This window comes from Rhodoferax saidenbachensis (assembly GCF_001955715.1).
GTDB lineage: Bacteria > Pseudomonadota > Gammaproteobacteria > Burkholderiales > Burkholderiaceae_C > Allorhodoferax > Allorhodoferax saidenbachensis.
In genome coordinates this window covers 2,096,670-2,109,369 of sequence record NZ_CP019239.1, presented here as the reverse complement: position 1 = coordinate 2,109,369, position 12,700 = coordinate 2,096,670, and the positions used below count along the sequence as shown (strand labels likewise).

Annotated in this window: 8 protein-coding genes; 3 read left to right on the top strand and 5 right to left on the bottom strand. The window is 62.6% G+C overall.

Going from position 1 to position 12,700, the window contains the following annotated elements; all coding sequences use genetic code 11:
- The first annotated feature begins 37 nt into the window (after positions 1 to 37).
- Together RS694_RS10050 and RS694_RS10045 are read left to right on the top strand one after the other, a co-directional pair.
- Positions 38 to 1,198 (top strand): pyridoxal phosphate-dependent aminotransferase, encoded by a 1,161-nt coding sequence (locus tag RS694_RS10050; protein WP_029709558.1) that lies wholly within the window; start codon positions 38 to 40, stop codon positions 1,196 to 1,198.
- A 65-nt stretch (positions 1,199 to 1,263) separates the two neighbouring features.
- On the top strand, positions 1,264 to 2,376 hold the full coding sequence (locus RS694_RS10045) for a PQQ-dependent sugar dehydrogenase (RefSeq protein ID WP_051392126.1): 1,113 nt from the start codon (positions 1,264 to 1,266) through the stop codon (positions 2,374 to 2,376).
- Here the strand turns inward: RS694_RS10045 and RS694_RS10040 are convergent.
- Genes RS694_RS10040 through hrpA form a run of 5 tightly spaced genes read right to left on the bottom strand, consistent with a single transcriptional unit; the run spans position 2,373 to position 11,126 of the window.
- Positions 2,373 to 3,590: an EAL domain-containing protein gene (locus RS694_RS10040; protein ID WP_029709560.1), complete on the bottom strand. Its 1,218-nt coding sequence runs from the start codon at positions 3,588 to 3,590 to the stop codon at positions 2,373 to 2,375. The genes RS694_RS10045 and RS694_RS10040 overlap by 4 nt on opposite strands.
- 55 nt (positions 3,591 to 3,645) lie before the next feature.
- The gene (locus tag RS694_RS10035) at positions 3,646 to 4,104 is read right to left on the bottom strand and encodes a GNAT family N-acetyltransferase (protein ID WP_051392128.1); all 459 of its coding nucleotides are present in this window, start codon (positions 4,102 to 4,104) and stop codon (positions 3,646 to 3,648) included.
- 12 nt (positions 4,105 to 4,116) lie between these two features.
- Positions 4,117 to 5,637 carry a hypothetical protein gene (locus RS694_RS10030; RefSeq protein WP_029709562.1) on the bottom strand — a complete coding sequence of 507 codons (1,521 nt, stop codon included), beginning with the start codon at positions 5,635 to 5,637 and terminating at the stop codon, positions 4,117 to 4,119.
- Between the two features lie 45 nt (positions 5,638 to 5,682).
- Entirely contained in the window at positions 5,683 to 7,179 is a 1,497-nt protein-coding gene (locus tag RS694_RS10025) for a C13 family peptidase (protein ID WP_081708725.1), read from the bottom strand.
- A gap of 23 nt (positions 7,180 to 7,202) precedes the next feature.
- Positions 7,203 to 11,126 carry an ATP-dependent RNA helicase HrpA gene (hrpA, locus tag RS694_RS10020; RefSeq protein WP_241464213.1) on the bottom strand — a complete coding sequence of 1,308 codons (3,924 nt, stop codon included), beginning with the start codon at positions 11,124 to 11,126 and terminating at the stop codon, positions 7,203 to 7,205.
- A gap of 145 nt (positions 11,127 to 11,271) precedes the next feature.
- Here hrpA and argA point away from each other — a divergent pair, with 145 nt between their 5' ends.
- Complete coding sequence (gene argA, locus RS694_RS10015; RefSeq protein ID WP_029709565.1) at positions 11,272 to 12,621, top strand: amino-acid N-acetyltransferase; 1,350 nt, start codon at positions 11,272 to 11,274, stop codon at positions 12,619 to 12,621.
- Positions 12,622 to 12,700: the final 79 nt, after the last annotated feature.

The window sequence follows — 12,700 nt, the reverse complement described above, 5'->3', positions numbered from 1 at the left end:
CCGTTAAAGACATTCATCTCCTTCATCGCGTGATTGCATGACCACCTTTCCCACTCCCTCCATCACCAGCCGCCTGCCTGCGGTTGGCACCACCATCTTCACCGTCATGTCGGCGCTGGCTGCAGAACACAAGGCCGTCAACCTGGGCCAGGGTTTCCCGGACTTTGCCTGTGACCCGGCTCTGGTGGACCAGGTCACCCAGGCCATGCAGGCAGGGCACAACCAGTACCCGCCCATGCCAGGTGTGCCTGCACTGCGCGAGGCCGTTGCTACCAAAATAGAAGCGCTTCACGCACACCAGTATGGGGCTGCAGACGAAATTACCATCACAGCCGGGGCCACACAGGCCATCATCACCGCCATCCTGGCCATCGTCCACCCGGGCGATGAAGTGATCGTGCTGGAGCCCTGCTACGACAGTTATGTGCCCAATATCGAACTGGCCGGTGGCGTGGCCGTGCGGGTGCCCCTGACGCCAGGCACCTTCCGCCCCGACTTTGCCAAGATCAGCGCTGCCATCACGCCGCGCACCCGCGCCATCCTCATCAACACGCCGCACAACCCCAGCGCCACCGTCTGGTCGCGTGCCGACATGCTGGCGCTGCAGGACCTGCTGGCCCCCACCAATATCCTGCTGATCAGTGACGAGGTCTACGAACACATGGTGTTCGACGGCGCGCAGCATGAAAGTGCGTCGCGCTTTCCCGGGCTGGCTGCGCGCGCCTTCGTGGTCTCCAGCTTTGGCAAGACCTTCCATGTCACCGGCTGGAAAGTGGGCACCGTGGTCGCGCCCGCCCCGCTGATGGCCGAGTTCCGCAAGGTGCACCAGTTCAATGTGTTCACCGTCAACACGCCGGTGCAGTACGGGCTGGCCCGCTATCTGGCCAACCCCGCGCCGTATCAGGACCTGCCAGCCTTCTACCAGCGAAGGCGCGACCTGTTTCGCGCTGGCTTGCAGAACACCCGCTTCAAGCTGCTGCCGTCTGAGGGCAGCTACTTCCAGTGCGTGGACATCTCGGAGGTGAGCGACCTGAACGAGGCCGACTTCTGCCAGTGGCTCACCCGCGAAGTGGGCGTGGCCGCCATCCCGCTATCCGCCTTTTACGGTGAAGGGTTTGACCAGCGTGTGGTACGTTTCTGTTTCGCCAAGCAGGACGAGACCCTGCACAACGCCTTGAAACGCCTGCAGTCGCTATAAATTCAGGAGCGGCTTGCGCACTATCCATAAGGGCTAGAGCCATGAAATGCTTGAAATCCTGGGTGATGGCGGCACTCGGTGCGCTCACCCTTCATAGCGCATCTGCACAAGCCGTACGCACCGAAACTATCGCCAGCGGCCTGCAAAACCCATGGGCCGTGGCCTTCCTGCCCGAAGGCCGTTTTTTGGTGACCGAGCGCCCCGGCCGCCTGCGGGTGGTGGACGCCAACGGCACGCTGAGCCCGCCCCTGCAAAACCTGCCCGCAGTGGCCGCCGGTGGCCAAGGCGGTTTGCTGGACGTGGTGACTGACCAGGACTTCGCCCGCAACCGCACGCTGTACTTCTGTTTCTCCGAACCCGCCGCCAGTGGTGGTGGCAACAGTACCGCGCTGGCCAGCGCCACACTGTCCGGCGACTTGCGCGCACTGGGCAATGTCCGCATACTGTTCAGCCAGAAACCCAAGGTCAACAGCTCGGCCCACTTTGGCTGCCGCATCGTGGAGGGGCGCAAGGCGGGCCAGCCCGACGGCACGCTTTATCTGACGCTGGGCGACCGTTTCAGCCGCAAGGACGATGCACAAAAGCTGGACAACCACCACGGCAAGATCATTCGTATCCACAAGGACGGCAGCATCCCGCCAGACAACCCATTTGTGGGCACCGCGGGCGCCCTGCCCGAGATATGGAGCCTGGGCCACCGCAACCCGCAAGGCGCCACGCTAGCCCCCGACGGCACGCTGTGGGCCCATGAACACGGCCCGCAGGGCGGTGACGAAATCAACCTGCCGCAAAAAGGCCGCAACTACGGCTGGCCCGTGATCACCTATGGCGAGAACTACGGTGGCGGCAAGATTGGGGATGGCCTGAGCAGCAAAAGCGGGCTGGAGCAACCGCTGCACTACTGGGTGCCCTCCATCGCTCCCTCGGGCATGGCCTTTGTCACCAGCACGCGGTATGGCAAGGACTGGGTGGGAAACCTGATGGTGGGCTCGCTCAAGTTTGGCTACCTCAACCGTATCGAACTGGCGCAACCTTTCCAGGGCAAGGTGGTGCGGGAAAACAAGCTGCTGGACGACCTGGGCGAGCGCATCCGCGACGTGCGCCAAGGGCCGGACGGCTGGCTCTATCTGCTGACCGACAACCCGCAGGGCCGCTTACTGCGCGTGGTGCCGCGTTAACCTTTAAAGGTCTTCGCCCAATCCTGCACCGCCTGCAGGGGCTTGGGTTTGGCAAAGTAATACCCTTGCCCGTAGGTACAGCCCATCTCCTTCAGCGCAGCAGCGGTAGCCAGGTCTTCAATGCCCTCGGCCACCGTGGTCAGGCCCAACTGGCGTGACAGTTCGAGCGCTGACTTGACGATCTGGAAGCTGCGCTCGGCCGTGTGCATTTGCGCGACAAACGCCTTGTCGATCTTGATGCTGGAGAACGGCAGCGTCTGCAGGTAGTCCAGCCCGGCGTAACCGGTGCCAAAGTCGTCCAGCGCAATGCCGATGCCCAGAGCCCGCAAGGCGTTGATGGTGTGGGATACCGCGGCCAGGCTGCTCACGATGACCGTCTCGGTCAGTTCGATGCGCAGCTCGTGTGGCGGCATCTGCTGTGCGGCCAGGTGGTTTTGTACAGTTTGTGCCATGCCGGCGCCGGACAGCTCGGGCGCAGACAGGTTGACGCTCAGAAATGGCAGGTGCTGCGTGTCGCTGACACACAGGCCGCGCAAGTGTTTCCAATCGGAAATGGCGCGTTGCAGCACCCATTCACCCACCTTGTGGATCAAACCGGTTTTTTCGGCCAACGGGATGAACTCGTCCGGACTGATCAGGCCCAGCTTGGGATGTTCCCAGCGCACCAGCGCCTCAAACCCGACCAGCGCATTGCTGTGCAACAGGATGATGGGCTGGTAGTACAGAGCCAATTGGTTATGGGTTATGCCGTCCGACAGGTCATGTGCCAGCGACAGCGTATGCACGGCGGCAGAGTGCAGGTCCATACCGGGTTGCGATATCGCGGCTGCGCGGGCCGCCTGGATTTCGGCATTGGCAACACCCCCGCTGGAATTGCGAAAACGCTCCAGCATCAGGCGCAACAGGTACTGGATGACCGGGTCGGCACGCACCAGCAACTCCTCCACATGGGCACGGTCAATACGCACCAGACTGGTGGGCAGCAGCGTGCGCACCGTGGCGGTGCGCGGTTGGCGGTCCAGCAGGGCGACTTCCCCAAACATGGCGCCTTCGGTCAGCATGGCAACGCGTTTGGGCGCATCGTCCGCCCCCACCAACACTTCCACACAGCCTTTTTCGATGACGTAGGCTGCGTCGCCATAGTCCCCCGTCCGAAAGACCGTCTGGTTGATGTCAAACGTCTCCCGATTCAAGCCATTGACCAAGTTACTCATCAGAACTTTCTCCCTGTCCTATTCGGCTGGATTGTGACGGATAACACCCGCAGCACTAGCGCTGCATAAAGAACATTTCTGCATTGGACTCGGCTGTAACCTGTGCAAAACCCAAGCTGGTGTACAGCGCCAGCGCCGCCCCATTGTCCCGGTACACACGCAGGGTAACCGTATCGACGCCGCTCACTTGCAAGGCGCGCGCCAACAATTGCTCCACCAGCACCCGGCCCAGTCCCTGCCCACGCACCTGGGGCGATACCAGAATACGCCCCACATGCACCGCACCGGGACGGTTGACCCAATGCTGTCCAAACCCTACCGCCAGTGCATCTCCCCGCGCCAGGCAATAGCTGTGGCTGGACTCCATGGTCAGCAATGTCGGCAGGTCTGCCGCAGCGAACGGAAAAGACATGCGCGGCCCGGCCCAGCGCAAACAGGCTGCCGCGTCTGGCACCCAGGATGTGATGGCGGCATAGTCCGCGGCCTGGGGCGCGCGCAGTCTGTAGTCCAACACGTGTTGAGCGCCTCAGGCCGTAAAACGCTTGCGCACCCAGCCCAGCGCCGCCGCCATGGGCAGGGCCGAGCGTGGCAGATAGGCGCTGCGCCACAGCCCGCCGTGGCAGGCGTTGTCCATAAACAGCTCCAGTGGGTGCGCCAGGGGCCGGGCCGGGTTGGCGGCGGACTGGTCGCTGCGCAGGTCGTGTACCCACAGGGCGGCCATCAGGGCGTTGGTGGTTTCGGGCTCAAACACCTCCAGGCCAAAACTGCTGGCCCCGGCAAAACCGGCAGCCAACAGCGGGTTTTTGGTGACCGATACCGTGGTGGTACTGGGCGCCACGTTCAGCGACACGCGGTGGCCCGCCGCCCGCGCAATCAGCGCGCGCCACTGCTGCAGGCGTTTGGCCAGCGCATAGTTCGGCCCCTGCTCGATCACCATGCTGTCGGCCACGCCGTACTGCACGCCGTTGGGGCCACGCACGAACTCTTCGATATTCGGCTGGAAAAAGCGGTCGCCAGTGGCCAGGTGCAATGAGCTTTGCAGCGTGCGGCTGGTCAGTGGCCGCTCTTTGTAGGCATCCATGGCGGCCTGCGCCGTTTCGCGTGCCACGGCAAACATGTCGGTGGGGGTGGCCAGAAAAGCCAGTGTGGTATGCGGATTGGCCACGCAAGCAGCCTGCACCACCATGTCCATGCCCATGGCTACACGCACATGGCGCTCGCCATCCAGATAGGCCAGCGAAGCCACATCCAGCGGGCCGGAAAACCCGGTGATCCACGCAGCAATGCCGGGTGCCTCGGTGATCAGGTTGGCACCCGCGCGGGCCATCCAGTCGTCGGTGCTGACCACACCGTTGCCGTTGCGCAGCGGAATCTGCAGCGTGCCGTTGCCCGCCAAGGCAATGTCGGCAATGCGTTGCCAGACTTCGGGGCGGTTGATGTCCACCGCCACCACGTTGGCGCGCCAGCGGGTCAGCCAGCGCAGTGGCCCGGCCTCACTGCCAGCGCCCAGCAGCACCATGGTGCGGTCGGACAGGTCAAACCATTCGGGGTGCGCAAGGCAGCGCTCCAGCGCGCTGGCCGCCGACGGTTCGATGATGCCGCGCGCCAGCCAGTCGGCAATTTTCATGCGCAGGCGCTCGCCGCTGAGTTGTTCACCATCCAGCGGCACCGTCCATGGCGTGACGGCCGCGTCGCCCTTGCCACGCAGGCTCAGGGTCTGGAAATGCGGAGTATGGGTGGCCAGTCCGTTGTGCAGGGACATCTGCTGCCTCTCCTGCTCCCAGCGCATGCTGCTCCAGGCGGCGTCCAGACCTGCACGCGCACTGGCCAACACCAGTTCTGCCGAGGGCAAGGCGCCTTGCACCAATGTGCGGAAGTAGGTGGGGTAGGTACGGCGCCAGTGGTTCTCACGCAGGGCCGCGTCCGCCTGGTCCGGGTCCAGCGGCCGCAAGGCGGCTGCCAGGATTTCAGCGCCCGTGCGGGTGGTGCTGCGTGATCCGTCGGAGGCGGTAGGGAATACCACGCCTTCTGTGGCGACTTGGGCCATAGCTGTCTCCTCTTCTTTGCCACAGTGTAGTGGCAGCGCAGGGGCTTACTTGGCAGGAGGCTCCAGGGCTTTTTCCAGTTGCAGCAGCACCGGCCGTATGCCGGCACCTACGGATATCTGCGGGTTGGAAAAACCGTCGGTTTTCTTGCCTTCAACTTCGCGCTGGGCAATGACGGGCACGGCGTTCTGGAACGCCTGCTCGAACGAATGCGTCTTGCGCAACTGCTCGTCAAACATGGCACGGCCAAAGAAGGTGAGCTCCGATTTTTTGCCACAGCCGTACGATGTGTGGGTGGCGTCTGCAGCGGTCATGGCCAGTGTGGTATCCGAGGCCAATGGTTCTATCCAGCCACCTGAGTAACAGGCCGATACGGCAATCACCCGGTTGCGTATGCCTGCGTTGTCCAGCATCTTGCGCAGCATCTGCGGCGTGAGCTCATCCACCTCCAGCGGCCAGTGAGACGCGGCCAGGCGAAAGTCTGAGCCACCGTGCGAGGTCAGGTAGAGAACCAGCACATCGCGCTCACGGTCCATCACCTTGGCCATGGCGGTTATCGCGTCTTCCAGGTTCTGGTTGGTGGCCCAGGGAATGGTTTCTGTCGCGCCGGGGTGGTTGACCAGTTGCAGCACCCGGCCCTTGGCGTCAAACCGGTCCTGCAGCACACCGGCCACCATGCCGGACTCACGCAAAAATACATCTTGCGCATAGGGTGCAAACACGAGTCCAAACACATTCACCCGCCCGGGCGTGCCGGGTCTGAGCGCCTCCAAGCCTTTGTCCAACAAGACCTGCTGGTTTTCAAACACCAACTGGCTGAGTTTCAGGGTGGGCGTTTCGTTCTGTGCCTGCGTAGCGTAATCAGCCTGCCAGGGGCGGCTGTCATTGACCTGCCAGGTCGCAAAGGCCTGCAGCAGTACCAAACCAGCGACCAGACCTGCGCGCGCCATGCCTGAGGCGACCACCGTCAGCGTGACCCGCACCAGGATCGCAATCAGCCACACCCACATCAGCCCATAGAGTGCCCATGCAGCCCAGGCCCCGCTGTACCACCAGTCCGGCAGCCACGCATGCACCGCCAACGCGCCCATCAGGATACCCAGCAGGCTGAGCGGCAGACTGGCCACGGTCCACAGGCCCAGCCATGCGGCCACGGGCTGCGGTGGATCTGACGCGCGCCGGCCCACCGTGCATGCCGCCCAGACCATGAAAACCAAAAAGCTGGTGATGCACCACGGGTACAGCCAACCCGCCAGCGAAAACTGTGCCGCACCGTCCACTTCGAACCGAGACAGCCCGGTTTGCAGGGCGGACGCCAGTACCAGCAGCAACAGCAATTGCCAGGGCGTGGGTGCACTGCGGCCTGTTTGGGGTTGCAGCAGCGCGGCAGTGCGCAGGCCCTCGCGTATCCAGACCCATAGTGACAGGCTTGGCACGGCTTCCGCGTTGACCGCTGCGGCAGGCTGCGCGTCCACCTCACCGATCGGTTCGCTGGTATTTTCCGGGCCTGCCTCTGTGTGCAATGGCTGCGGTTCTGCGTTCATTCACCCTCCTCCTGAATCGTTGGTTAGCTTGACAGCTGTGCCCATGCTTTTTCCAGCCGCTTCACACTGACGGGCTGCGGCGTGCGCAGCTCCTGGGCAAAAAAGCTGACGCGCAGCTCCTCCAGCAGCCAGCGGAACTCGGTCATGCGCTCGTCCACCGCGCCCTTGCGCTCCGCCACCAGGCGCCAGTAGCGCTGCTCCTGCGGACGCAGCTCGGTCAGGCGGGCCGCATCGCGGGCCGGGTCGGCGCGGTATTTTTCCAGGCGCAGCGTGATGGCTTTCAGATAACGGGCCAGATGCTGCAGACGGTCCCACGGCGTGGCTTGCAAAAACTTCTTGGGGATCAGCCGGTTGAGTTGTTGCTGCGCGTCGGTGGTGGCGTCCACGGCATTCTTGGTGTCCTTGATCTTGCGCGCGGCGGTTGCAAACTCCAGCAGGATGGTGCTAGCCATGCGCGCCACCTCGTTGGCGATCAGGGTCAGGCGTCCGCGCCCTTCCTCGATGCGGCGTTTGAAAGCGAACTCATCGGTGGGCAGCGGGTCCAGCAGAAAGGCACGGTCCAGCGCCACGGCGATGATCTGCTCGCGCAGCTCTTCGATCGTGCCGCCGCCACTGCCGTTGTCGGCCTTGCCCACGTTCATGTAGGCCACGGCCATCTTCTGCAGATCGGGGATGTTCTTCTCCAGGTACTTCAGCGCGTCCTTGATCTGGATCGCAAACAGGCGGCGCAGGCCGGCGCGGTGTTTGGCGGCGGCGACTTCGGGTTCGTCAAACACTTCCACCGTCACCGCATCGCCCGCGTCGATCAGTGCAGGGAAACCAATCAGCGTCTGTCCACCCTTGCGGATTTCCAGCAGCTCGGGCAGTTCGCCAAAGGTCCAGGCGGTGAACCGGCCATCCAGAATGCTCGGCGTATTGCTCTGGGGCGCGGCCTTGGGTGCTGCATTTGCTACGTTTTTAGGAGCTTCTTGCGCAGGTGGTACGGCGGCTGCAGGCCGATTTGACTCCAAACTCCGTTCACCCTGAGCTTGTCGAAGGGCTTCGACAGGCTCAGCCCGAACGGAGGCGTTTTGAGCAAGCTTCAGACTGGCCAGCGCCTGGAAAGCGCCGCGCGCCTGGCTGCCCAGTTCGGCCTTCAGTGCGCCCAGATTGCGCCCATGCCCCAGTTGGCGGCCATGCTCGTCCACCACGCGGAAGTTCATGAAGAAATGCGGGCTGAGCATGTCGACCTTGATATCTGCTTTGACAACGTCAACCGACGTCGCCTCGCGCACCAGCTTGAGCACGGCCTCCACCAATCCACCCGCACCAAATTTCTCGGGCGCATTCAAAGCTTCAGCAAATTTAGTGGCGGTCTCCGGCAACGGAACTAGCCGCGAACGCGGGCGCTGGTGCAGCGTCTTGAGCAAGGCCTGCACCTTGTCTTTGAGCATGCCCGGCACCAGCCATTCGCAGCGCTCGTCGTTGACCTGGTTCAGCACAAACAGCGGCACGGTCACCGTCAAGCCGTCGCGTGCGTCGCCAGGCTCGTGCAGGTAGGTGGCGGCGCAGTCCACGCCACCCAGGCGGATCGTCTTCGGGAACGAGGCGGTGGTAATGCCGGCCGCCTCATGGCGCATCAGCTCTTCACGGGTCAGTTTCAGCAAGTCCGGCTGCTTCTTGACCTCTTCGCGGTACCAGCGCTCAAAGCTGTAGCCGCTGCACACGTCGGCGGGCAGTTGCTGGTCGTAGAACGCATAGATCAGCTCGTCGTCCACCAGCACGTCCTGGCGCCGCGCCTTGTGCTCCAGGTCTTCGACCTGCTTGATCAGCTTCTGGTTCGCAGCCAGGAACGGCAAAGTGGTTTCCCACTCCTTGCCGACCAGCGCTTCGCGGATAAAGATTTCCCGCGCGCCATGCATATCGACACGGCCATAGTTCACCTTGCGTCCGCTGTAGACCACGATGCCGTACAGCGTGGCCCGCTCCAGCGCAACCACCTCGGCGGCCTTCTTTTCCCAGTGCGGATCGAGCAATTGCTTTTTGAGTAAATGCCCGCCCACGTTTTCGAGCCACTGCGGTTCGATATGCGCAATGCCGCGGCCAAACAAGCGCGTGGTTTCTACCAGTTCGCTTGCGACGATCCATTTGCCCGGCTTCTTGGTCAGGTGCGCGCCGGGGTGCGCAAAGAACTTGATGCTGCGCGCACCCAGGTACTCGCCGTTTTGCCCTTCTTCCAGCTTGCAGCCGATGTTGCCTAGCAGGCCGGACAGCATAGACAGGTGCAACTGCTCGTAGCTGGCGGGCGTGGTGTTCAAGCGCCATTTGTGCTCGGCAACCACTGTGTGCAATTGGCTGTGAATGTCTTTCCATTCGCGCACGCGGCGCATGTTGACGAAGTTCTGGCGCAGCAGCTGTTCGTACTGGCGGTTGGTCAGCTTGTGCTGGCCCGTTGTTCCCGTCGTCGCGGTAACGGACTTTTCGCCCCGCGCATCGTGGATCCACTTCCACAGTTTCAGATACCCCGTGAACTCGCTCTTCTCATCATCAAACTTCTGGTGCGCTGCATCGGCCTGCTGCTGCGCTTCCATCGGTCGGTCGCGCACGTCCTGAACGCTCAGGGCCGAAGCAATCACCAGCGCCTCGTCCAGCGCTTCGCGTGAACGCGCCTCCAGCAGCATGCGGCCCACGCGCGGGTCCAGCGGCAACTTCGACAACTCGCCGCCAAGCTGTGTCAGCTCATTCGCTTCGTCCACCGCGCCCAGCTCATTGAGCAACTGGTAACCGTCCGCAATTGCGCGGCCCGATGGACGCTCCAGAAACGGAAAGTCCTCGACGATGCCCAGATGCAGCGACTTCATCCGCAGGATGACGCCCGCCAGCGAGCTGCGCAGGATTTCGGGATCTGTAAAACGCGGCCGTCCGTCAAAGTCCTTTTGGTCGTACAGGCGAATGCAAATGCCGTTGGCAACCCGACCGCAGCGCCCGGCGCGCTGATTCGCCGAGCTTTGGCTGATCGGTTCGACCAGCAACTGCTCCACCTTGCTACGAAAACTGTAGCGCTTCACGCGCGCTGTACCTGCATCAATGACGTATCTTGTGCCTGGAACCGTGAGCGATGTTTCGGCCACATTGGTCGCCAGCACAATGCGCCGCCCGGTGTGGCCGTCAAAAATACGGTCCTGCTCGGCCGGGCTCAGCCTCGCAAACAGCGGCAGCACTTCGGCATTGCGCATCACCGGGCTATGGCTGAGGTGTTTGCGCAAATGGTCTGCCGCCTCACGGATCTCGCGCTCACCGGGCAGGAAGACCAGGATGTCCCCTTGGTTGTGCGGATCACGCCACAGCTCGTCCACGCCATCGGCAATCGCGTTGTTCAGGTCGTATTCGCGGCTTTCCTCGAATGGCCTGTAACGCTGCTCCACCGGGAACATGCGACCAGACACCATGATCACGGGTGCAGGGCCCTTCTTGCTTGCGAAGTGGTCCGCAAAACGCTGTGCATCAATCGTGGCCGAGGTGACGATGATCTTCAGGTCTGGCCTGCGCGGCAGTATCTGGCGCAGGTAACCCAGCAAAAAATCGATGTTCAACGAACGTTCGTGCGCCTCGTCGATGATGATGGTGTCGTAGTTGTTCAGCAGCGGGTCGGTCTGCGTCTCGGCCAGCAAGATGCCGTCCGTCATCAGCTTGACGGAAGCGTCCTTGGAGAGACGGTCCTGAAACCGCACCTTGAAGCCCACCACATCGCCCAGCGGCGTCTTCAGCTCTTCGGCAATGCGTTTGGCCACCGATGAGGCGGCAATACGGCGTGGCTGCGTGTGCCCGATCAGCTTGCCGCGCTGGCCTTCTGGGTAGTTGAGCTTGCCCCGGCCCATCGCCAAGGCGATCTTGGGGAGCTGCGTGGTTTTGCCCGACCCGGTTTCCCCACAGACGATGACGACCTGATGCTGGCGAATAGCATCCATGATTTCGTCGCGTTTGCCCGACACGGGCAAGGTTTCCGGGAATTCGATTTTGAGGGGCGTGGCTGTCAAGGCAATAACTTCGTAGAGAATCAAGGATTATCCCAGCCAACGCCCCACTCCACCGCCCTCCAGCCACCCCGACCGCATGACCTCAGTCTTCAACTTCACCTTTGTCCCCTGGTTCCGGTCGGTCGCGCCCTATATCCACAAGTTCCGCAACCAGACTTTTGTGGTGGGTATCGCTGGGGAAGCCATTGCCGCCGGCAAGCTGCAAAGCCTGGCGCAAGACCTGGCGATGATCCAGAGCATGGGCGTGAAAATCGTGCTGGTGCACGGTTTTCGCCCCCAGGTGAACGAACAGCTCAAGGCCAAAGGCCACACGCCCAAATACAGCCACGGCATCCGTATTACCGATGAAGTGGCGCTGGACTGCGCGCAGGAGGCGGCGGGCCAATTGCGTTACGAGATTGAAGCGGCATTCAGTCAGGGCCTGCCCAACACGCCCATGGCCGACTCCACGGTGCGCGTCATTTCTGGCAACTTCATCACCGCACGCCCCGTGGGCATCGTCGATGGTATTGATTTCCAGCACAGCGGACTGGTACGCAAGGTGGACATTGCGGGCATCACCCGCACACTGGACATGGGCGCCATGGTGCTGCTGTCGCCGTTTGGCTTCTCTCCCACCGGTGAGGCGTTTAACCTGAGCATGGAAGAGGTGGCTACCTCTGTTGCCACTGCGTTGCAGGCCGACAAGCTGATCTTTTTGACCGAAGTGCCCGGCATCCGTACGGACCCGACGCAGCCCGCCAGCGAAGACAACCCTATCGACACCGAGCTGCCCCTGGCCGCTGCGGAAAAACTGCTCAAGGCCCTGCCTGCCGCCAACCAGCCGACCGATACCGCTTTCTACTTGCAGCACTGCGTCAAGGCCTGCAAGGCCGGCGTGGAGCGCAGCCACATCATTCCGTTCTCGGTGGACGGCGCCATCCTGCTGGAGGTGTATGTGCACGACGGCATTGGCACCATGGTGGTGGACGAAAAGCTGGAGAGCCTGCGCGAAGCCACCGAAGAAGACGTGGGCGGCATCCTGCAACTGATCGAGCCGTTTGAGCGCGACGGCACGCTGGTCAAGCGCAGCCGCACCGAGATCGAGCGTGATGCGGGCAACTACACCATCATCGAACATGACGGCGTGATCTTCGCCTGCGCGGCGCTCTATCCCTACCCCGAAGCCAAAACGGCCGAGATGGCGGCGCTCACCGTGTCACCCGATGTGCAGGGCCAGGGCGATGGCGAGCGCGTGTTGAAACGTGTTGAGCAACGCGCCAAGGCCGCCGGGCTGGACAGCATCTTTGTGCTGACCACGCGCACCATGCACTGGTTCATCAAACGCGGTTTTGTGCAGGTAGACCCTGAATGGCTGCCCGAGGCACGCAAGCGCAAGTACAACTGGGATCGCAAGAGCCAGGTGTTGGTGAAGAAGCTGGGTTAAGACGCCAGACGGCCTGCCAAGCCGCGCAATGCGGGCCGCCGCATAGGGTGAAAGCCAGTTGAGACTTCTGCAGGCGCGC